Source organism: Roseixanthobacter finlandensis (genome assembly GCF_043195105.2).
In the GTDB taxonomy this organism is placed as follows: domain Bacteria; phylum Pseudomonadota; class Alphaproteobacteria; order Rhizobiales; family Xanthobacteraceae; genus NCEH01.
Window position 1 is genome coordinate 2,347,241 of record NZ_CM195536.1, and the last position, 23,044, is coordinate 2,370,284.

The window sequence follows — 23,044 nt, forward strand, 5'->3', positions numbered from 1 at the left end:
GGGATACTGTGTCGTATTTGAGTATCGCGCGTAAACATGGGTGGTCCCAGTTCGGGATTGCCTCTATGAGATCTTCTGATTGCAGGCGTCTTATTCTAACTTTGCGGCTTGCACATAGAATTTTTGATTTTCGTTGCCATTCTCTTGCCTTTGGGATTGGGGTGGGTACGGCCACGGCGGGATTTTTCAGTCTCGCGTCGGTCGCCAATGCCGGTGGCTATGTGATCGGAAGCAGCAGCGGTGCCGGCAGCAATGCCGGGCTCAGCAATCTCTGCCTCACGCTCGACGATCCTTCATCCTCTTCTGCAGCCTGGAGTTGTCAGGTCGGCACAGCGAGTGGCGGGCTCGGCTGGGTGTCCGGGGTTGTCGGGAATTCCTTGGCGGTCCAGGCGACAAATCTCGCCGGTGCCGTGGGAGCGCAGTCGATCGTGATCGGCACGCAATCCACGAGTGCCACCGGGTCTTCGTCGATTGCGGTCGGCGCGGGGGCCACGACCGGCACCGTATCAAACAGCATTGCGCTCGGCACCGGCGCCACCGTGGGTGTTGCCGGAGGCATTGCGCTCGGCCAGAACTCGGTGGCGAATACCGTTGCCGGCATTGATGGCTACATACCTGCCGGTACGAATTCGGCCAGCGCCATTGAAGCCACAAGGAGCACCTTGGCCGCAGTCTCTGTCGGGAACGCCGCGAGCGGGCAGCTTCGCCAGATCACCGGCGTGGCGGCGGGAACGGCAGATTCCGACGCGGCAAACGTCGCTCAGGTCAAGGCGGCTACTGCGGGCGTGGCCGATCTCTCGGACCGCTCCGTGGTCTATGATGGCGCGGTGGGGAGCGCGAAGGACACCATCACTCTGGCAGGCAGCGGCGGCACGACCCTGACCAATGTGAAGGCCGGCGCGGTTTCCGCCACGTCCAGCGATGCGGTGAACGGGTCGCAGCTTTATTCCACTAACCAGACCGTCGCAGCACTCGGCTCCGATGCTATGAAATGGAATTCGTCCCTCGGCGCGTATGACGCCAGCCACGGGAGCGGATCGCCGCAAAAGGTATCCAACGTCGCGGCCGGCACGGCCGATACGGACGCGGCCAATGTGGGGCAGGTCAATGCGGTTTCGGCCGGCGTGGCCAATCTCTCGGATCGTGCCGTGCTCTATGATGGCGTGACGGGAGACCCGAAAACCACTATCACCCTCGCAGGCAGCGGCGGCACGACACTGACCAATGTGACGGCGGGCGCCGTTTCGGCCACGTCCACCGATGCGGTGAACGGGGCGCAGCTTTTTGGCGTGTCGCGAAGCGTCGCGACGGTGTTCGGCGGCGGTGCGTCGGTGGCTTCCGACGGCACCCTCATCGCCCCCAGCTACTTCGTCGATCATGTGAGTTACAATAATGTTGGCGACGCCATCGGGGCAGTCGACACCAAGCTGTCGAGCTTGAATTCGACCATCGTAAACGTTGTTGCAGGCAACACGCCCTACCTCCAGGTCAATGCCAGCGGGACCGTCAGCCAGGCGACAGGTGCCGACAGCATCGCCATTGGCTCCGCCGCCCAGGCGGCGGCCACCAATTCCACGGCAATCGGCCAGGGCGCCAGCGCGAGCAATGCGGGGGATGTCGCACTCGGATCGGGCTCGACCACGGCTGCCGCCGTTCAGACCTCCACCATGACCGTGAACGGAACCACTTATGCGGTCGCGGGAACGGCGACCAGCACGGTCTCCGTGGGATCGGTCGGGGCCGAGCGCACCATCACCAACCTGGCGGCCGGCCAGGTCAGCGCGACATCGACCGATGCGGTTAATGGCTCGCAGCTCTACGCCACCAACCAAGCTCTGAGTGCGGCTGCCGGCAGCATCGGCGCGCTCAGCAAAGCCGCGGTGCAGTACGACACCGACGCAAGTGGCAACAAGCTCAACTCGATCACGCTGGCTGGTGGCGACGCGAATGCACCGGTGGTGATCTCAAATGTCGCGGCGGGCGTCGCAAGCAAGGATGCTGTGAACGTTGCTCAGATGAAGACGGGCCTGAGCGAAACTCTCAACTCGGCCAATACCTACACCGATTCAAAGACGTCCTATGCCATAGCAACGGCCAATACCTACACCGACACCAAATCGCATCAGACCTTGACACAGGCGAATGCCTATACGGACCAGAAGTTCGCCAGCCTCAACAGTTCGATCGCAACCGCGCGCACCGAGGCGCGCCAGGCCGCCGCCGTCGGCCTTGCGGCCGGATCGCTGCGCTACGACGACCGGCCGGGCAAGGTCAGCGCCGCAGTCGGGGCCGGCGCGTGGGGCGGCGAGAGTGCCTTCGCCATGGGTCTGGGCTACACGACACCGGACCAGAGGATGCGCATGAATATCTCGGGAAGTACCGCCGGTGGGGATTGGGGCGCCGGCGGCGGGCTGAGTCTCACCCTCAACTGATCGGGTCGAGTCATGTGGGTCACCAAGGGACGTCGGGGCGCGATGTGCGCCTCGGCTCTCATGCTCCAGCTGATATGGTGCGGCCCGGCGCTTTCCGCTGAGAAAGCCAAGAAGGGCGAACCGGCGAAGCCTCCGGCGTCAAAGGAGCTTTCGCAGGGTTACCTCGTGAAGCCGTCCGATGTCGTGCCGCCGCCGGACGTGCCGCTCGGCCAATATCTGCGAACCATCCGTCCGTTCCCCAACTGGACGCTGATCTGCGATGAGAACCGGGTCAAGAAGCGGAAAGTCTGCAACATTTCGCAAGAGATCCTGGGACCCTCGGGCGCAATCGTCTTCAGTTGGTCGCTTGCCGCCATGGACGACGGCCGGCCGGTCATGATTTTGCGGACGCCGACCGGTGCCAGTTCCGGGACGGTCGCGCTCGATCTTCGTGACGGTCAGCCCCCCGTCACAGTGCCGGTTTATGGGTGCAACGAGCGCTTGTGTATCGCCTATCTGTCCTTGGAGTCCCGCCTGCGCGCGGCGATCGAGGCGGAGCGGGTGATCGGAATTACCTATGATCTCAAGGAGAATGGCTCGGCGCGGCACGAGTCTTTTCGCGCGCCGCTCGCCGGCCTGACCCAGGCGCTTTCAGCGATCTGAGCCGAGACGAATGGCGCGACGTTCCGCGCATCAGGGCCATTGTGGAACCACGCTTATGACTGAAAAACAAAGCGTCTACGAACGCATCATCGGGCCAAGCCGAACGCCTCCCGTCGATCCCGCTGGCCGGAGGCGCTTTTTTCCCACGCGGCGCGTTCTTCTGTTGGCGGGGGCGGCGGCCAGTCTCCTCGTCTGTTTCGGCCTCGGGGTGGTGGTTTCGCAGCACAGCGGCATCTCGGGCTTCCTGGGCCGGTCAGATCAGGTGCCGTCGGGCGCGCGCGATGGCAAGGATCTGTTCACCGCCCATGCTTTGGCCAATGGCGTGAAAACCTGCGCCGCCACCTATGCGATGCTCGGCAAGGCGCTGACCACGGGGGCGAATTATGCCTTCCAGACCCAGGTGGCGGAAACCGCCCCCAACCAGCATGCGGTGCAAGGCACGGTCGGCATGCGATTCGGCGCCAGTTCGCGTTTGGCCGGACAGGCGGCCGGCGTGATCCTGGTGGCGCCCACGGCAAGCGCCTGTGAAGGCAATTTGGTGCGCGTCGTGCCGATCAAACAGCGCTGCGAGGATGCGCCTTCGCTCCTGCCTCCCGGCTCCAAGCTCATGTCGCCCCTGTCGGACCTGCCCTTCTACGCGCTTCCCACCGGTGAACAGACCTTGTTCCTGCCGGTTGGCGAAAATTGCGTGGCCGTTACGACCCTGCGCTCCGGGTCCTGAGCCGGTTTTGACTGGCGGTGGCCAAGCCTCTCAACGCCGAATGAAGCCGAGAGCCGGCGCCGCTGGTCACCTGCCGCAAGGTTTATCATCAATCTTCTTGATTTTCGAAGGGTTCGCGCACGCCCAAAGGCCTTTCGCCCCTTGATGTCGCTTCAAGGCCGCGCGGGTCATAGATCATTGGTTGTAATTGTGAAATATACGTTAGAAGTGCTGGCGTACACTTGGGGTCAAATTGTCTTGAAGAGGTATGCAAGACGTCATTTATATGACGAAAGGCGTTGAAGAACGAGGCTTCGAGGTAATTGCGGGTCGCGCCAGCAATGTGATACCTCAAATGGAAAGGTGCCAATGTTCCAGAGCCGCCGGGGGGCGCAGGGTCATGACACAGAGTCTTGCGGGGCGGTCAGCCTGCGGAAAAGCAGTGGGTGCCGTCTATGGCGCGTCCAGCGCGCGGCTGCGCCTGTCGACAGCCCTTTCGACGACCCTGTGCGGCATCGCCTTCCTTGCCGGCGGCGTGGCACCAGCTTTGGCGCAGGCCCAGGCCAATGTGCCTTACACATCGATTCAGCTCGGCTTTAACGGCGGGACCGGAAATGCGGTCGATGACTACACCTCCGATGCGTATGGTGGCGCCGGCGGCAATGGCGGGACGCTGGGCGCTACGAATATCACCGTCGTCGGCACGGGAACCGGGCTTGCTTCGGCCGTCACCATTCTCAGCCGCGGCGGCGTCGGCGGCTATGGGGGCTATGGCAGCAGCGATACCGGCAGCGGCACGGGCGGCCCCGGCGGGCTGGGTGGCGGGGGTGGCGCGCAGACGGTCTCCATCACCAATGTTAACGCCGGCACCAACAATACCGCGGTTCTGATCCAGTCGTACGGCGGCAATGGCGGCAATGGCGCCTATGGCAGCAGCGACACCTCCAATGCACAGGGCGGTGCGGGCGGCAATGCCGGTGGATCCGGCGCGATCGCCGTCACCGTCGCCGGAACCACTCTTTCAACCGGCCAGTCCGGCATCGTGCTGCTCGCCATGGGCGGCAATGGCGGCGGCGGCGCTTCGGGCGATACGGACAGCAACGTTTCGGGCGGCGGCAACGGTGGCAACGGCGGCGTCGGCAGCACGGTCAGCCTCAACCTTAGCGGCTCCACCCTAACAACGGGTGGCACCGGGGCGGCGATCAGCCTGCAATCGTCGGGACAGGTCAGCGGCTCCGGTGGCACGGCCAGCAGCACCACGGACACGGCAACCGCCGGTGCCGGCGGCACGGCTGGCGCTGGCGGCGCCGTATCCAGCCAGATCAGCAATTCGACGATTTCGAGCGCGGGCACCGGCGTCAGCCTGCTCTCGACCGGCGGATGGGGCTTGGGCGGAGCAAAGGGCTCCAGCCATTTTGGTCTTGCCTTCGGAGGTGCGGGTGGCGCTGGAGCCAATGCCGGGACCGCCGGCCTCACGGTTTCCAATGCGACCATATCTGCCTCGGGCGGCGTGGGCATCGCCATTAATTCGATCGGCGGCCTCGCGGGCGCGGGCGGCGCGGCCTATTCCAACACATGGAACGGAACCGCCGGCGCCGGCGGCAATGCCGGTACGGGTGGCGCGGTTTCGTTGACGCTGACGGCGGCGAGTGTCAGCGGCACCAGCGGCGGCGTTCAGCTCCAGTCCACCGGCGGTGCCGGCGGCGTGGGAGGCTATGGCAGCAGCGACACCGACAATGGGCGCGGCGGCGCCGGGGGAACCGGAGGGGCGGGCGGAACGGCCTATGGCACTTTCACGGGCTCTTCCGTGACCGCGGCCGGCACCGCCATCACCATTGTTTCGGTGGGCGGCGCCGGCGGTGCCGGCGGAATGGGCGACAGCGCGACGAACTATTCCTACGGCGCGAAGGGGGGCAGCGGCGGGGCGGCCGGCAATGTGGGCCTGTCGCTGACGAACACAACGGTGACCTCGACCGCGGGCGCCGGCATTCTCATCGCATCCACCGGCGGTACCGGAGGCACGGGCGGGAAAGGCGAAAGCAATTCAAGCAATGCCGTGGGGTATAACGGTGGCTATGCCGGCAATGCCGGCACTGCGAGCCTGAAACTGTATGGCACGGTGAACGTGACCACCGTCGGCACGGCCGCCGCGCTCGTTTCCACGGGCGGTGCGGGCGGTGCGGGCGGTGTCACCAATTCCGATGGGAATTTCTCCGTTGGCGGATCGGCACAGGACGGCGGCACCGGCGGCACGGTGAGCGTGTCGGGCGATGGCGTCTTTTCCGCCACCTCCGGGAGCGGCATCACGATCGCCTCGGTCGGCGGCACGGGGGGTGCCGGTGCCTATGCCGGTACCAACGGCACGATCACAATCAATATTGGCGGTCAGGGCGGCAATGGCGGCGGCGGCGGTTCGGCTACCGTCACCACCGGCAGCACGATCACCGTCGGCAACACCGGCAGCGGCACGGTCTACGGCATTCAGGCGCGCAGCCAAGGCGGCGCCGGCGGGGCGGGCGGCAATGCGGGCAGCCCCTACCAAGCCAAGGGCGGCAACGGCGGAAACGGCGGAAACGGTGGAAACGCCAGCATCACGCTGAATGCCAACGGCTCGGTGACGACAACGGGTGCGAGCGCCTTCGGTCTCGCCGCACAGAGCCTCGGCGGACTTGGCGCCCAGGGCGGGGAGGCGATTGCATTCGGCAATTCCCAGGGCGCGGTGGGCGGAACCGGAGGCAATGCCGGCAACGCCTATGTGACCAGTGCGGGCACGGTCTCCACCAGCGGCCAGGGGTCTTCCGGAATTGTCGTGCAAAGCATCGCCGGTGGCGGCGGGGCAGGCGGCAGTTCGGACGCAGTGTTCGATTCCACCAGCGGTTCGGGCGGGGACAGCGGCACCAGCGCCCTGGCGAGCGCCGTTCTCACGGGTGGCAGCGTCACGACCAGCGGCGCCTATGCCGCAGCGGTCGTGGTGCAATCCATCGGCGGTGGCGGCGTGCTGACCGTGCTCAGCGCGCAGGCCCCGGTCAGCCTCAACGGCGTCAGCGGCACGTCGGGCACGGCCTATGCCTCGGCGGCGAAAGGCGTGACGATCTTGACCCAGGGCGCGGCCTCGGCCGGCATCCTGGTGCAGTCCATTGGCGGCGGCGGTGGTTCCGCCGGCTCCGCCGACGCCGTGATCGTCGCCGTCGGCGGGGATGGCGCGTCCGGCGGCAATGCCGGATACGCGCATATCGTCAACGCGGCCACCGTAACGACGGCGGGCGATGGCTCGATCGCGCTGCATGCCCAGTCGATCGGTGGCGGCGGCGGGCATGGCGGCGGGACCCTGGCGGTCTCTGTGCTCGGCTCCGCCCAGATCGGCGGCAGTGCCGGCGGGGGCGGCGCCGGTGGCGCGGTCACGGTTTCCAATTCCGGATCGTTGCAGACGTCCGGCAGCAGCGCCAATGCCATCGTCGCCCAATCGATCGGCGGCGGCGGCGGCAATGGCGGCGATGCCGAGGGATTCGGGCTTGATCTGGTCCAGCTTGGGCTTGGCGGATCGGGCGGTTCGGGCGGCGATTCCGGCTCGGTGCAGGTGAACAATGCCGGCGCCATCGTCACCCAGGGCGGCCGCTCCAGCGGCATTGTCGCGCAATCGGTTGGCGGCGGCGGCGGCACCGGCGGCGCGGCCTATGATCTGTCGGCGAGCGTCGGCATCAGCTTCGGTGTCAGCATCGGTGGGTCCGGCGGCGTCGGAGCGGGGGCGGGCACCACCGTCCAGGTCTATAATTATAGCTCCATCACCACCCAGGGTGCTGACGCATTCGGCATCATCGCCCAGTCGATCGGTGGCGGCGGCGGCAATGGCGGATCGGCGGCGGCGAAGGTGGTCACGGTCGGCACTGCGGACGTGCCGTCCATCTCCGTATCGGCCGCGATCGGCGGCTCTGGTGCGGGCGGTGGTAGTGGTGGCAATGTGACGGTGATCAACGAGAGCGGCGCCAAGATCGTCACCAGCGGCGATGGGGCAACTGGCATGCTTGTCCAGTCGATCGGCGGCGGTGGCGGCGCAGGCGGCGATTCCACCGCGTCGGCGGCGTCCTATGTTCCGGGCCATGCCGGCATTTCCTTCTCCGCCGAGGTGTCGCTCGGGGGAACGGGCGGCGGCGGCGGGGCGGGTGCCGGAGCCTATGTGACCAATAAAGGCCTGGTGAAGACGAGCGGCAATTTCGCCGACGGCATTCTCGCCCAATCGGTGGGCGGCGGCGGTGGCACCGGCGGGGTGGGCGCGGCGGATGGGTCGTCCGAGGCGCGGCTGGCTTTCGGCGTCACCTTCACGCTCGGCGGCTCGGGTGGAACCGGCGGCGCGGGCGGCACCGTGACGGTCACCAATTCCGGGAACGTGCTGACTTATGGAGCAGGGTCGCGCGGCGTGGTCGCCCAGTCGGTGGGTGGTGGCGGCGGCAATGCGGGCGGCGGCACCGCCTCGGCCTCCGGCGGCACCGCGGCCTTGACGTTGACAATGGGCGGGTCGGGCGCGACGGCGAATGCAGGCGGCAGCGTCACTGTCACGAATTCGGGCAGCATCGTCACCCACGGCGGCGATGCGGATGCCATTTTTGCCCAGAGCGTGGGCGGCGGCGGCGGCAGCGGCGGCAGTGCCACGGGCGATGCCGTGAGCAAGGCTTCAAACGGCAGCAACGCGAAATTCTCGCTGACCGCCACCATGGGCGGCTCGGGCGGCGGCGGCGGGGCGGGCGGCGCGGTGACGGTGACCAATTCCGGCACCCTCGTCACATCTGGCCAGCATTCCACCGGCATGCTGCTCCAATCGGTCGGCGGCGGCGGCGGCAAAGCGGGGGCGGCGGCCGGAAAATCATCTGGCGGTGTCGTTTCCCTATCCTTCACGCTCGGTGCGTCCGGTGGGGCCGGCGGCGCGGGCGGCGCGGTTTCGGCTTATGATTCCGGGTCGATTTCCACGGCAGGCGCCGATGCGGCGGCGATCATCGCGCAATCGGTGGGCGGCGGCGGCGGCATGGCCGGAAACGCCAACAGCTCCGCATCAGGATCCAAGATCAGCCTCGGCGCCTCGGTCGGGGCGAATGGCACGCCCGGCGGCGACGGTGGAACCGTGATCGTCTCGCTGACCGGCGGAACGCTCTCCACCTCCGGCGCGGCCTCGGACGCGGTCATCGCCCAGTCGATCGGCGGCGGCGGCGGGACCGGCTCGTCGGTCGGCACGGATACGAAAAGCTCGGGTGACAGCAACACCTTCGGCGCCGCCTTGGCTCTGGGCGGGTCGGGCGGCGCGGGCGGCAATGGCGGCACGATCACCCTCACAAACGCGGCCATCATCAAGACGTCGGGGGACGATTCCGTCGGCCTCTTCGCCCAATCCGTGGGCGGCGGCGGCGGCAAGGGCGGCGCCAGCGCAACCGATGCGACCGGCGGCAGTTCGGCGTTCCAGCTTTCCGCAAACCTTGGCGGCTCCGGCGGCAGCGCCGGCTATGGCAATACGGTCATCGTCACCAGCTCGGCGGCGATTTCCACGGCCGGCGACAATGGCACGGGCATTCTCGCACAGTCGGTGGGAGGCGGCGGCGGCCGGGCGGGAAGTTCCGGCGCATCGGCGGTTGGAGGCAAGGCGTCTGCCGCCATCGCGCTCGGCGGTGCGGGCGGCGGTGCGGGCGACGGCGGCACGGTCACGGTCACCACGACCGGGGCCGCTTCGACAATCACCACCACCGGGCGCAATGCCAATGCCATCACTGCCCAGTCGGTGGGCGGCGGCGGCGGCAGCGGCGGAAATGCCAATGCGGCGTCCAGCGCGAAGCTCGATATCGGCGGCAGTCTCGGCGGCACCGGTGGTGGATCTGGGACCGGCGGCACGGTCACGGTCACGAGCGGCGGATTCCTCTCCACGGGCGGACAGGATTCCAACGGCATTCTCGCCCAATCCATCGGTGGGGCCGGCGGCGACGCGGGATCCGGCTCCAGCAAGAGCAAGGCGACGGGATCGGACGCGGCGTCTCTTTCCATCGGCATCGGCGGCGGCGCGGGATCGGGCGGGACCGGCGGCACGGTGACGGTCACCAATGACGGCGGCATCCTGACCAACGGGAGCGGGGCTGCCGGCATCCTTGCCCAGTCGATCGGCGGGGGCGGCGGCAAGGGCGGGGCGACATCCTCCACTTCCACTTCTTCGAATGGCGGCGTCGCGGCGATTTCCGCGACCGTCGGCGGCAGCGGCGGCGCGGGTGGGAACGGCGGCGCCGTGACGGTGAAAAACAACAATTTCATCGCCACCATCGAAGCCCATGCGGACGGCATTCTCGCCCAATCCATCGGCGGGGGCGGCGGCAGCGCGCATCTGGCAAGTTCCGACGCCAGCGGCACGAAGAGCGATGCCAATGTCTCCGCGACGCTCGGCGGAACCGGCGGGCTGGGCGGATATGGCGCCGCTGTGGTGGTGAACAACATCAGCACCATCGCGACCGAAGGCGCGTTCTCGCGCGCGATCCTGGCACAATCCATCGGCGGCGGCGGCGGTGTCGCGGGCGGCGCCCATGACAGCACCGGCGGCGGCACGGTGGGCGTCACGCTCGGCCTTGGCGGCACGGGCGGATATGGCGGCAACGGGGGCGCGGTCACGGTGACCAGTTCGGGGACGCTCGTCACGGCGGGCGCGAATGCGACGGCGATCCTGGCCCAGTCGGTCGGCAGCGGCGGCGGTGCGGGTGGCAGCACCAACAATGGCGCGACGGCGAAGATTTCGCTCGGCGCGGCCCTCGGCGGCGCGGGCGGGGTCGGTGGATCGGGCGGCAAAGTCCAGGTTCTGATCCAGAACCAGACCTCCGGCCAGATCGCCACGACAGGCGACCAGGCGGACGCGATCATCGCCCAATCCATCGGCGGCGGCGGCGGCAATGGGGGAGCGGGCAGCGGCAAGGCGGACGGGGCAGGGGGCAACGGCCTCGGTCTTACGCTGACCATGGGAGGGTCGGGCGGCACCGGGGGCACCGGCGGCGAGGTGATCGTCACGAACGGCGGCCTTGGCCTTGCGGGCGCGGCCATTTCCACGTCCGGTGACGGATCGAACGGCATCCTGGCCCAATCGGTGGGCGGTGGCGGCGGGCGCGGCGGCGGCGCCTCCTCGACCAGCGGCGGTTCCGGCGCGGCGACCATTTCCACCAGCCTCGGCGGCTCGGGTGGAACCGGCGCGACCGGCGGCGCGGTCCATGTGGATAACGCCAATACCATCGCGACGCTCGGCGCCCATGCGAACGGCATCGTCGCGCAGTCCATCGGCGGCGGCGGCGGCAATGCAGCGCTGTCCAGCAGCATCGCGAAGGACCAGAAAAGCGACGTCAATCTCTCCGCGACCCTCGGCGGGGCCGGCGGCACGGGCGGTGTGGGCGGCGGGGTCTATGTGACGCAGAGTTCGGTCGTCACCACCAAGGGCGATTTCAGCCACGGCATTCTTGCCCAATCCATCGGCGGCGGCGGCGGGAATGCGGCGACCACCGGCGCCACCGGCACAGGCGGCAAGGCGAGCGTGGCATTCGCGCTGGCCGGCGATGGCGGCACGGGCGGCGATGGCGGCGCAATCACCCTCACGCAAAGCGGCTCGATTTCGACTGAGGGCCATGGTGCGAGCGCGATCCTTGCCCAGTCGATCGGCGGCGGCGGCGGCGTTGCGGGCAGCGCCACCCATGCGGCGAGCAGCAAGATCGCGGTCGGCGCATCCATCGGCGGGGGCGGTGGGGCCGGCGGGGCCGGCTATGGAGTCAGCCTCACCAGCACCGGCACGGGTGTTCTCTCCACCAGCGGCGACGCGGCCGATGCTATCCTCGTCCAGTCCATCGGCGGCGGCGGCGGCGTGGGTGCGGCGGGCAAAGGCGATGCGGATGGCGGCGGCGGCAATGGCCTGTCGCTGGGCGTGAGCGTCGGCGGCGGTGGCGGCTCCGGCGGCGCTGGCGGCCTCGTCACGATCAATATCGGTACGGCGCAGCAGGCCGGAACCTCCATCAGCACGACTGGCCACGATGCCGCAGGCCTCGTCGCCCAGTCCATCGGCGGCGGCGGCGGCAAGGGTTCGTCCTCCAGCTCGACGACCGGCGGCAGCGGCATCGCGAGCCTGTCCGCCACCGTCGGCGGCGCGGGCGGTTCCGGCAGCAATGGGGGCGCGGTCAAGGTCGCCCTCAACAGCACGATCCAGACCACGGGCGCCGGCTCCGACGGCGTTTTGTTGCAATCTATCGGCGGCGGCGGCGGCAATGCCGTGCTCGCCACCAGCATCGTGAAGGGCCAGAAAACCGACATGACCTTGAGCGCCGCCCTCGGCGGCAGCGGGGGAGGCGGAGGCGCGGGCGAACAGGTCAGCTTCACACAGGCCGGCCTCATTTCGACCGCCGGCGAGGGTGCCAATGGCGTGGTCGCCCAGTCGATCGGCGGCGGCGGCGGCCGCGCCTCGGCGGTGTCCGCGGATGCCGCCGACGGCAGCGTGAATGGATCGCTGTCGCTCGGCGGCAGGGGCGGCAGCGGCAATATCGGCGGCACGGTCGCGCTGACGCTGAACGGCGACATCGTGACCTCGGGCCGCAATGCCATCGGCGTGCTCGCCCAATCCATCGGCGGCGGCGGCGGCATAACATTGACCAGCGCCAGCGCGGCGCAGGGCACCGCCTCTCTGGCGCTGACCTTGGGTGGTTCCGGTGGCAGCGGCAATGACGGCGGCAAGGTGGGCGGCACGCTCGCGAGCACCGGCTTCATCAGCACCAGCGGCGTGAATTCCCACGGCATCCTGCTGCAATCGATCGGCGGCGGCGGCGGGCTTGCCGCCACCAGCGGCGCCACTGGCCTCGCGAGCCTTGCATTCGGCGGCGCGGGGGGCGGGGGCGGCAATGGAGAAGAGGTCTCCTTCACGCTCGCCGGCATCGTGGCGACGCAGGGCGCCGGAGCGAGCGGCCTGTTCGCGCAATCGATCGGCGGCGGCGGCGGGCTCGGCGGCGATGCATCCAGTACATTCTTCACCGTCGCCGACAGTTCCGCCGGCACCGGGGGCGGCACGGGGAACGGCGGCACGGTGAACCTGACCGTCAGCGGCAGCGTCGGCACGTCGGGCGCGAACGCGGCGGCGGTCAACGCGCAATCCATCGGCGGCGGGGGCGGAACCGCGCAGTCCGGCACGCAGGCGATGAACGGCTCGGCTGGAGGCTCCGGCATCGGCGGGGCCGTGAACGTGACGGTTTCGGGCCTTGTCGTCGCAACGGGCGCCAATTCACCCGGCATCTTCGCGCTTTCCACCGGGCCGGGCGGCGCCGGGCCGATCACCATCGACATCCTCGGCGGCGGCACCGTGATCGGCGGCAAGGATGAGCGCGGCGCGGGCATCATGCTTTCGGGCGGCGCCGACAACACTATCACCATCGCCTCCGGCGCCTCAGTCAGCGCGCTGGGCAATGTCGCCATTCTCGCCGGCGGCGGAAATGAGATCGTCACCAATGCCGGCACAGTGACCGGCAGTGTCGACCTCGGGACGGGCGCCGGCAGCTTCATCAACCAGGCTGGCGGCGTCTTCAATTCAGGCCGCACCATCAATCTGAACGGCGGCATCCTGACCAACTGGGGCACGCTCAGCCCGGGCGGGCTCGGCACCTTGGCCACCAGCACGCTCGCGGGCAATTTCGTCTCCACCGGGGCAATCGCGCTGGATCTGGATGCCACCTCCCATCGCTCGGACCTGTTCAGCGTGTCCGGTACCGCGAACGTGGCCGGCACGCTCCAGGCGAACCCGCTCAGCATCGCGCCAAACACCTCGTTCACGGTGCTTGAGGCCGGGACGCTCGCCGGGTTCACTGCGAGCGTTGTGGACAATTCCCTGGTCTATCAATGGAATGCCGCGGTGGCTGGGAACAGCGTGTCGCTCTCTCCAAGCGCCGATTTCACGCCGCCGGGCAGCAAATTGTCGGCCAATGGCGCGGCGGCGGCCAACCATCTGCAAAGCATCTGGAACAGCGGCACGCTCGGGACTACGGCATCGCTGTTCAACACATTGCTGAACACCGCGACGGACGCGCAATATCGTCAGGCGCTCAAAGCGCTGTCGCCGGAACTCAATGGCGCGGGCCCGGCCAGTCGCATCATGGAGAGCCGGGCGGTGCTGAACCGCACCATGAGCTGCCCCATGTTCGCGGGCGACGGCCTGTTGTTGCAGGAAGACCAATGCAGCTGGGCGCGGGTGATCGTCGGCCGGACCAGCCAGTCCGGCACCTTCGAAAACCAGGGCTTCTCGACCGACACAGTCACCTTGCAGGCCGGGGTGCAGCGCGAATTGCAGCAGGATTGGTTCTTCGCCCTGTCCGGCGCCTACCAGCAGAGCTGGACCAGTTCCTCGGCCGATATCAGCTCCGCGAGCGGCAGCGGCTTTGATGTGACGGCCGCGCTGAAGCGCCAGATCGGCCCCTGGCTGATTTCCGGGGCGGTGGATTTCGGCTGGGTGAACATCGACAGCCAGCGCGTCGTCACGGCGCTGGCCGCGGCGCCTGAAAGCTCGATCGACGTCTATAACGTCACGGGCCGCCTGCGCCTTGCCTACGAGATGCCGCAGACGGGCTGGTATGTGAGGCCCTATGTGGACCTGGACGTGTCTTATATGAACGTCCCCGGCTACAGCGAAGCCGGCATCAGCGGGGCGGAATTGCGGGTGCTCGGCGCGAGCCAGACCACCTTCATCGTCAGCCCGACGGTGGAGGTCGGCACCCGCGTCGATCTCGCCGACGGCACGGTCCTGCGTCCGTTTGCGAGCCTCGGCGCCAGCTTCCTGTCCAACGGCAGCTGGATCACGACCTCCTATCTGCTCGGAGCGCCGGTCGGCACCGGGACATTCGACACCGTCACCTACACCCCGGACATGCTCGGCAATTTCGACATGGGCCTGCAATTGGTGACGGCGAAGAATTGGGAATTCAAACTGGATTATGGCGTCAGCGTCGGCCAGGATTTCCTGTCCCAGGCCGGGATGGCGCGCATCGCGGTGCATTTCTGAGGCTTAACCTTGACCGATCCTGAGCGTGCGCCCGATGGTGCGCCTAAGAGCGATGCTCCACTGGCCGCGGCTCCGGCCAGCCCGGCGCCGGCGGACCTGACAACGGACCTCACCTGTTCGCGCGGCTTCTCATTCTGGCTGGCGCAGCATCAGCTCAGCCTTGCCTTCTCGTCCTATCAGACCGGGCAATTGTTTCTCATCGGGCGCACGCCCGAAAACGCCATGTCCTTCCATCAGCGCGATTTCGTGCGCGCCATGGGGCTGTGGTATGAGCCCGGCCGGCTGTTCCTCGGCTCCCTGCTCCAGGTGTGGCGGCTGGAAAATGTGCTCGCCGCCCACGAACGGGCAAACGGCCATTTCGATGCCCTGTTCGTTCCGCGCATGGCGAGGATCACGGGCGATATTGACGTGCACGAAATGGCGGTGGACGGGCGCGGGCGGCTGGTGTTCGTGAACACCAAATATTCCTGCCTTGCCACCTTCAGCCTGGAACACAGCTTCGAGCCGCTCTGGAAGCCGAAATTCATTTCCCGCCTCGCGGCCGAGGATCGCTGCCACCTCAATGGCTTGTGCATGGCGGACGGGCGCGCGGCCTATGTCACCGTGGTGGGGCGCAGCGATATCGTGGATGGCTGGCGCGCGCATCGCTCGGGCGGGGGACTGGTCATCCGCGTGGAAGACGACGCGATCCTCGCCGACGGGCTCTCGATGCCCCATTCCCCGCGTCTGTATGCGGGCGCGCTCTGGGTTTTGGATTCCGGACGCGGCTATCTGGTGCGCATTGATCCGCAGACCGGCGTCCGCCAGGATGTCGCCTTCTGCCCCGGCTTCATGCGCGGCCTCGCGTTCCACGATGGTCACGCGATCATCACCCTCTCGCTGCCGCGTTATCTGAACTTCAAGGGCCTGCCCCTGGACGGCGAACTGCAGGCACGGGGCGCGGAGCCATGGTGCGGGGTGGTCGTGGTCCATCTTGCAAGCGGCGACATCGTCGAATGGATCCGCCTGGAGGGGGCGATCCGCGAATTGTTCGATGTGGTGGCCATGCCCGGCATCGCCTGTCCCATGGCTATCTCGCCACAAGGTGCGGATCTTGCCAATCTGATTACGCTGGCCCCGCCCGCGCGCCCGCTGGACCAACCGGGCTGGGCGTGACCCCTGGTTCTCCCGGTGGCAAAAAAAGTCGCGGCAGCCTGTCGGCCGCATGGAAAGCCATACGTCCTTGCCCGTGACGGGTGCGCGACGCGCATCTGATCGCGACGACGCCTCCGCGCCGCCGCAGGATAACCGGGGAGAATGCGATGCTGGTCCAGCCCTATCTGACGTTCGACGGCAAATGCGAAGAAGCCCTCGAATTCTACAAGGCCGCGCTCGGCGCCCAAGTGGAATTGCTGATGCGGTACAGCGAGGCGCCCGAGGCACCGCCGCCGGACATGGTCGCCCCCGGCTCTGAAAACAAGATCATGCATGTGAGCTTCAAGATCGGCGAAAGCACCATCATGGCCTCCGACGGGGGATGTCGGAACAGCACCAGCTTCCAGGGTTTCAGCCTCTCCCTTGCCGTTGCGAGCGAAGCGGACGCGCATCGCGTCTTTACCGCGCTTTCGCAGGGCAGACAGGTCCAGATGCCGTTGGGAAAGACCTTTTTCTCGCCGTGCTTCGGGATGGTCGCGGACCGCTTCGGCATCAATTGGATGGTCAATCTGGTGCCGTGAGACCGGGACAAGCTCTTGCTGGGCATGGAGGAGACGATGGCGAAGAAAGTCCTGGTTCTGGTCGGCACGAAGAAAGGCGCCTTCATCGCGGAAAGCGACAGCGCGCGCATGAGTTGGGAGGTGCGCGGACCATTCTGCGAGACGTGGCCGCTCAATCACGTGGTCGGCGATCCGCGCACGGGAGCCATTCACGCCGCGGGCGGAAACGAATGGTTCGGCCCGGCGGTGTGGAAATCCACCGATCTCGGAGAGAGCTGGACCCATTCGAGCGAAGGTCTCGCCTATGAGGCCGGCGCGCCGCCGGTGAAGGCCGCCTGGAGCCTCGCCCATGGCAATGACGCGCTTTATGTGGGCGTCGAGCCTGCCGGCTTGTTCCGCAGCACTGACGGTGGCGAGAGCTTCACGCATCTGCCCGGATTGCAGGACCATCCCTCCCGCCCCGACTGGCATCCCGGCGGGGCCGGGCTGATCCTGCATTCGCTGGTACTGAACCCGCAAGACAATGCCGGGATCTGGGTCGGCATCTCGGCGGCCGGCGTGTTTCATTCGGCCGACGGGGGCGAGACCTGGGAGCCGCGCAATCGCGGCACGCGAGCGGATTACATGCCGGAGGGGCAGAATTATCCCGAATTTGGCCAGTGTGTTCATTGCCTGGTCATGGCGCCCAATCGCCCGGACCGGCTGTACCAGCAGAACCATTGTGGCATGTATCGCAGCGACGACGGTGGCCGCAGCTGGTCGAGCATCGAGGCGGGCTTGCCGTCGTCGTTCGGCTTTCCGGCCGCCGTGCATCCGCGCGACGACGAGATGCTGTATCTGATCCCCTTGAACGGGGACACCGCGGGGCGCTTCATGCCGGATGCGCAGGCCGCGGTGTGGCGCACCACGGACGGCGGTGTTTCCTGGGAGAAGCGCACCGATGGCCTGCCGCAGAAGGGGGCCTATTTCAACGTCCTGCGCCAAGCCATGGCCACGGATGCGCTGGAACCCGCCGGGGTCTATTTCGGCACCAATTCCGGGGCGCTGTACGCCAGCGCCGACGAGGGCGGCCGGTGGACCTGTATCGCGGCGCATTTGCCGCTGATCACCTCGGTGGAAACCCTGGTGGTCGAGGCCTGATCTCGCGGCGAGGTAATGCGCATGGATGAGGCCGAAATGAGCGCCACGGACACCAGGCCCGAGGTGCTGGTGCGCCTGCCGGACCATCTGGTGCGGCTTTTTCCCGGCGCGGAGCGGCGGGTGTGGCTGCGCGGGGCGACGGTGGACGAGATGCTCCATGCGCTCGATGCCCGCTGGCCCGGAATGCGCGATCGCCTGTGCGATACCACTCCGGCAGTGCGCCGACACATCAATATCTTCGTCGGTGGGCGGCGCGCCGGCCTGGCAACGCCCCTGGCACAAGGAATGGATGTCTTTGTACTGACCGCCATCAGCGGTGGATAGAATTTAGATCCATCCTGGCGACGGTGGCGGAGGAGAATGAGGTGACGAACGGGCATCGGGCAGCTATGTTCGTTAACTCTATTATTTCATATCTACCGTCTGGCGCACGGCGCAAACGCGCGCCTATTGCGGGGGGGCGGATGGGTTTCAGCTTTGAAGACCGCATCAATATCCGAGAGGATTATGCGGCGCGTGGCCCGCGCTTCGTTCAAATGTCGAAGGGGCTTGTGCTTCTGCTCGTTTGTTTCGCTATCCCCAGCGGCTGGATCTATTTCAACGAGCGAATCAAGGTTCCCGAGGTCGAGCGCGTCATGCCTTATGCCGCGCGGGACATGGTCGGGCTGCTAAGATCCTATAATCACGAGGTTCGGGTCGATCGACTGGCGGACGGAAAGCTGGTCTATGCGGTGGATGGGCACGCCCCGGCGGATATGAAGGTATTGGCGCGCACCTTTCCGCAATACGATCTTCAGCGTTTCGCGGCGCAGCCGCCGTCGCCCTATCTCGGGCCCAACCGGCGCTGATCCCACGCGCTCAGATATAATCTACGAACGAACCGAGCTGGTCGGCCGAGAGATCGCGCATCTGTGCCAGCGTGTAGGTATCGAGCACGGTGCCGATGGCGTCGCGCACCCGCACCATCAGCAGGCGCACCTCGCAATGGGCGATGTCGCAGTCCTCACACGGCACATACGCGTTTCGACTGGCACAGGGCAGGGCAGCCAAAGGGCCGTCCAGGGCGCGGATCAGATCGCCGACGATGATATCCTCCGCCGGCCTGGCGAGGCGATATCCGCCGGTGCGCCCCTTCTTGCTGGACAGCATGCCTGCGTTGCGCAATTCGCCGAGGATGACATCCAGGAATTTCTTTGGGATCTGGTTCGCCTCGGCGATATCGGCCACCTGAACCGAGTCTCCCGGGGCGAGGCGGGCGAGGTGAACCGCTGCCTTGAGCCCATACTTACCTTTTTTTGTCAGCATGCTTGTCCCCTTGCCCTCTTTTGGGTCGTTCGCGAACAAGGGTCAACCGCGCAGAGGCGCACGGCTTTATCCATCGGGCTCAGGGGTCGACAGGGGACTGCCGTTGATGCGGCATTTCGCGAGACCTTGCGGTCCTCGGATCAGCGGCGCGCCGGCACGCGGGCAGGCGCCGGGCGCAAGGCGGCGAAGCCGGGGTCGCGCGCACGCCGGCCACCCTTCGGCTTGGCGGGCTGCCGCGGCTCCTCTTCGGCCAGCAGCATGACGGCCACACCCATCTGCACGCTTGAGAAGGTCAGGCCCATGGCGAACGTCAAAATAAAGGCCGGAAGCCAAGCATTGCCGCTGCCGGCAAGCAGCGTCCGCAAATGCCCGATGTCCAGCGCGACCAGCCCGCCCACGAAAGCCGCGGCGATGACAAAGCCAAGCGCCGCGTGCTTGGCGAGGAAGATCACGAGCTTCGGCATCCGCCGCTCCCTGGCCCCACCGCCGGCCGGCATGGCCGAATTCCCAATAATCGTCAGTAAAGATAATCCTTTTGGCTGCAAACGCTACCCCTGCTTTCGCTGCGGAATATCCCCATATGAGGCCGATCCGGCGGCCGGCGCGGGCTTCTCTTACGCTGTGCCGGCTGGTGGTGTATAAGCCCGCATTCCGGCACCGCATCATGGGGTTGGCTTTGCCCGAAAGAACCGGGCAGGCCGCCGGACGACCGACCAGATGGAGAGTATCATGACGACCCGCCTCGCATCCGACCGCAACCCTGGCGCCGAGACCTCCTCTCGCCGCGCCGAAGGCTGGCGTCCGGATTCCTGGCGATTTTATCCAGTCGTGCAGATGCCGAACTATACCGACGCGGAAGCCCTGAAGGAGGTGGAGCGCAAGCTTGCCTCCTATCCGCCGCTTGTTTTTGCAGGTGAGGCGCGCCGCCTGAAGGCCGAATTGGCCAAGGTGGCAAAGGGAGAAGCCTTCCTTCTCCAGGGCGGCGATTGCGCGGAAAGCTTCGACGAGCATTCGGCCGACAACATTCGCGATTTCTTCCGGGTGTTCCTGCAGATGGCGGTGGTCACCGCGTTCTCGGGCGGCGTGCCGGTGGTCAAAGTGGGCCGCATCGCCGGCCAGTTCGCCAAGCCGCGCTCGTCCGACATCGAGACGGTGAACGGCGTGGATCTGCCGAGCTATCGCGGCGATATCGTCAATGACATCGCCTTTTCGCCGGAAGCCCGCCTGCCGGACCCGCGCCGCCAGATCGAAGCGTACCGCCAGTCGGCGGCGACGCTGAATCTGCTGCGCGCGTTCGCCACCGGCGGCTATGCCAACCTGTCCAACGCCCATCAGTGGATGCTGGGCTTCGTGAAGGACAGCCCGCAGTCCCATCGCTACCAGGAGCTGGCGAACCGCATCACCGAGGCGCTCGACTTCATGCGCGCCTGCGGGATCGATCCCCAGTCCCATCCCGAGATGCGGACCACGGACATCTTCACCAGCCACGAAGCGCTGCTGCTGGGCTACGAACAGGCGTTGACCCGGGTGGATTCGACCTCGGGCGACTGGTACGCGACCTCCGGCCATTTGCTGTGGATCGGCGATCGCACGCGCCAGCCGGACCATGCCCATGTGGAATATTTCCGGGGCATCCGTAACCCGATCGGCATCAAGTGCGGACCCTCGCTTTCCGCAGACGGACTGCTGCGCCTGTTGGATATTCTCCAGCCGGACAATGAGGCCGGCCGCATCACGCTGATCTGCCGCTTCGGTGCGGACAAAGTGGGCGAGCATCTGCCGGCCCTGATCCGGGCGGTGGAGAAGGAAGGCCGTACCGTGGTGTGGTCGTGCGATCCCATGCACGGCAATACCATCAAGGCCGGCTCGGGCTACAAGACCCGCCCGTTCGACCGTATCCTGTCGGAGATCAAGACCTTCTTCGACGTGCATGCGGCGGAAGGCACTTTTGCCGGCGGCGTGCATCTGGAGATGACCGGCAAGAACGTCACCGAATGCACCGGCGGCGCGCGGGCCATTTCGGATGAGGATTTGCGGGATCGCTACCACACCTATTGCGATCCGCGCCTCAATGCGGAGCAGTCCATCGAGCTGGCCTTCTTGGTGGCCGAGCTGCTGAAGCGGGAACGCCAGGCGCGCGCCCGCCCGGATGCCGCCGCTGCCGAGTGAGGCGGCCGGCCCTTCGCCGCTGACATAAGACGAGAGACGCCCCCGGAGATGTCCGGGGGCGTTTTTTGTTTCCACCTCAGGGTTTTGTCGAAAGGACGTTCCGCTACGCCGAGGGGCGCCCGCGCGCCATCCCGGTGACGCCCTCGAATGTGCCGGGCTGTAACTCGGCCACCAGCAGCCGGCCGGGATCCACCGGGCCGGGAAGGGTCACGCGGCCGCTCGCCACGGGCTTGAAGTCGAACCGTTCGTAATAAGGCGCATCGCCGACGAGCAGGATCAGCCCGTGGCCCGCCTCCCGCGCGGCCGCCATCGAGACCTGCATGAGCCGGGCGCCGATACCGACCGACTGGAACGGCGGTTCCACCGTCAGAGGCCCGAGCAGCAAGGCGGGATGGCTGCCGATCGCGATGGGGGTCAGGCGCACCGAACCCACCATCATGGTGCCGAGATAGGCGACGAAGGACAGCGCAGGGTCATGCGGCGCCTGTTCCCGCAGCCGGAAGGCGGTGCGGGCGAAGCGGCCGGGCCCGAAGGTGCGCCGGTGCAGCTTTTCGATGGCCGATGCGTCGGCGGGGGATTCGAGCGCAATGGTGACGGGAAGTTCGGTCATGGGAAGAAGCCAGGCAGGAAGCAGGGGGCCGCGCCGGCGATGGGCCGGGCGCGCGGGCAGGCGTCGACGATCACGCGCCGGTTCGGCGCGCACCTACAGATCGTCGTCGCTGCTGCATCTGCCTCATAAAGGGTCCGACCCGAGCAAAAGGAGGCCGGCGGATAGCATGCGCGCGCGGCCCGGTCCAGCACGCAGGTGAGCGTGCGCATGTACCGGGCCTTGGCCGTTTCCCAAAGGGCAAAGTTAGCTTGCATCCATGCAATGAAGTGCGCGTTGAAGAATGATCGGCTTGCTCTATCTCAAGGGAGACAGAATTTTCGCTCACAGGAGCCAGCCATGACCAACCACGGCATCCACCACGTCACCGCGATTTCCGGTCCCGCCCAGCGCAACAAGACCTTCTACACCGACACGCTCGGCCTGCGGCTGGTGAAGAAGACCGTCAATTTCGACGATCCGGGCACGTATCATTTCTATTATGGCGATGAGGTCGGCCAGCCCGGAAGCATTCTCACCTTCTTCCCCTGGGAACATGCCGCGCCGGGCCGCCTCGGCGTCGGCGAGACGCAGGAGACGGTGTTCCGCGTGCCGGAAAGCGCGATCGGCTATTGGGCGCACCGTTTCGTCGAAAAGGGCGTGACGCATGATGCCCCGGCGCGCCGCTTCGGCGAGAGCGTGCTGAGCTTTCGCGACCCGGACGGCACCCGCCTTGCGCTCGTTGGCGTGCCGGGCGCGGAGAAGGAGCCGGCCTGGAGCGCCGGTGAGATCCCGGCCGAGGTGGCCATTCGCGGCTTTCACAGTGTCAGCCTCCTGGTCGCCGATGCCGCTCCGACCGGGGCGATCCTGACCGATGTGCTCGGCTTTGCCGAAACCGCCCGCGAGGGCAGCCTCGTGCGCTTTAAGACCGATGCTGCCATCGGCGGCATCGTGGATCTGCGTGTGGCCGGGGATTTCCTGCGCGGGCGGGCCGGTGCCGGCTCGGTGCACCACATCGCTTTCCGCGCCGCCGATGACGCGGCGGAGGCGGAGATGGTCAAGCGGCTGGCGGAGAACCACGGCATCCACACGACCGAGCAGAAGGACCGCAATTATTTCCGCTCGGTCTATTTCCGCGAGCCCGGTCACGTCCTGTTCGAGATCGCCACCGATATTCCCGGCTTTGCCGTGGACGAGCCGGCGGCACAGCTGGGACAGGCGCTGAAGCTGCCGTCCTTCCTCGAACCGCGCCGGGAAGTCATCGAACAGGTGCTTCCGGCCCTGGTCTGATCCTTGAAAACCATCCCGCACCCCGCGCCGCGGATCGGCGCGGGGCAAGCCACGCGA

14 protein-coding genes are annotated in these 23,044 nt (G+C 67.0%); 11 read left to right on the forward strand and 3 right to left on the reverse strand.

Annotated elements, in window-relative coordinates:
• Positions 1-65: 65 nt before the first annotated feature.
• From V5G24_RS11000 to V5G24_RS11040, 9 genes are all read left to right on the forward strand, one after another.
• Positions 66-2,432, forward strand: a complete 2,367-nt coding sequence (locus tag V5G24_RS11000) for a YadA-like family protein (RefSeq protein ID WP_394082755.1) — start codon at positions 66-68, stop codon at positions 2,430-2,432.
• A gap of 12 nt (positions 2,433-2,444) precedes the next feature.
• Entirely contained in the window at positions 2,445-3,074 is a 630-nt protein-coding gene (locus tag V5G24_RS11005; RefSeq protein ID WP_394082754.1) for an invasion associated locus B family protein, read from the forward strand.
• A gap of 55 nt (positions 3,075-3,129) precedes the next feature.
• A complete protein-coding gene (locus V5G24_RS11010; RefSeq protein ID WP_394082752.1) occupies positions 3,130-3,795 on the forward strand; it encodes a hypothetical protein in 666 nt (221 codons plus the stop codon).
• Between the two features lie 421 nt (positions 3,796-4,216).
• A complete protein-coding gene (locus V5G24_RS11015) occupies positions 4,217-14,803 on the forward strand; it encodes a hypothetical protein (RefSeq protein WP_394082750.1) in 10,587 nt (3,528 codons plus the stop codon).
• Positions 14,804-14,812: 9 nt separating this feature from the next.
• Positions 14,813-15,958, forward strand: coding sequence for a TIGR03032 family protein (locus V5G24_RS11020; protein ID WP_394082748.1), 1,146 nt, complete (start codon positions 14,813-14,815; stop codon positions 15,956-15,958).
• Positions 15,959-16,104: 146 nt separating this feature from the next.
• Positions 16,105-16,518: a VOC family protein gene (locus V5G24_RS11025; protein ID WP_394082746.1), complete on the forward strand. Its 414-nt coding sequence runs from the start codon at positions 16,105-16,107 to the stop codon at positions 16,516-16,518.
• A 36-nt stretch (positions 16,519-16,554) separates the two neighbouring features.
• A complete protein-coding gene (locus V5G24_RS11030) occupies positions 16,555-17,637 on the forward strand; it encodes a WD40/YVTN/BNR-like repeat-containing protein (RefSeq protein ID WP_394082744.1) in 1,083 nt (360 codons plus the stop codon).
• 36 nt (positions 17,638-17,673) lie between these two features.
• A complete protein-coding gene (locus V5G24_RS11035) occupies positions 17,674-17,961 on the forward strand; it encodes a ubiquitin family protein (protein ID WP_394082742.1) in 288 nt (95 codons plus the stop codon).
• A gap of 41 nt (positions 17,962-18,002) precedes the next feature.
• Positions 18,003-18,485, forward strand: a complete 483-nt coding sequence (locus V5G24_RS11040) for a hypothetical protein (protein ID WP_394082740.1) — start codon at positions 18,003-18,005, stop codon at positions 18,483-18,485.
• Positions 18,486-18,495: 10 nt separating this feature from the next.
• Here V5G24_RS11040 and V5G24_RS11045 read toward each other — a convergent pair whose 3' ends face one another.
• Together V5G24_RS11045 and V5G24_RS11050 are read right to left on the reverse strand one after the other, a co-directional pair.
• Entirely contained in the window at positions 18,496-18,942 is a 447-nt protein-coding gene (locus tag V5G24_RS11045; RefSeq protein ID WP_394082738.1) for an RrF2 family transcriptional regulator, read from the reverse strand.
• Positions 18,943-19,082: 140 nt separating this feature from the next.
• The gene (locus V5G24_RS11050) at positions 19,083-19,439 is read right to left on the reverse strand and encodes a hypothetical protein (RefSeq protein WP_394082736.1); all 357 of its coding nucleotides are present in this window, start codon (positions 19,437-19,439) and stop codon (positions 19,083-19,085) included.
• Between the two features lie 232 nt (positions 19,440-19,671).
• Here V5G24_RS11050 and V5G24_RS11055 point away from each other — a divergent pair, with 232 nt between their 5' ends.
• A complete protein-coding gene (locus V5G24_RS11055; protein ID WP_394082734.1) occupies positions 19,672-21,111 on the forward strand; it encodes a class II 3-deoxy-7-phosphoheptulonate synthase in 1,440 nt (479 codons plus the stop codon).
• A gap of 103 nt (positions 21,112-21,214) precedes the next feature.
• Here V5G24_RS11055 and V5G24_RS11060 read toward each other — a convergent pair whose 3' ends face one another.
• Positions 21,215-21,721, reverse strand: coding sequence for a GNAT family N-acetyltransferase (locus V5G24_RS11060; RefSeq protein ID WP_394082732.1), 507 nt, complete (start codon positions 21,719-21,721; stop codon positions 21,215-21,217).
• A 336-nt stretch (positions 21,722-22,057) separates the two neighbouring features.
• Between V5G24_RS11060 and V5G24_RS11065 the strand changes: the two genes are divergently transcribed.
• Positions 22,058-22,987 carry a ring-cleaving dioxygenase gene (locus V5G24_RS11065; protein WP_394082730.1) on the forward strand — a complete coding sequence of 310 codons (930 nt, stop codon included), beginning with the start codon at positions 22,058-22,060 and terminating at the stop codon, positions 22,985-22,987.
• The last annotated feature ends 57 nt before the right edge of the window (positions 22,988-23,044 follow it).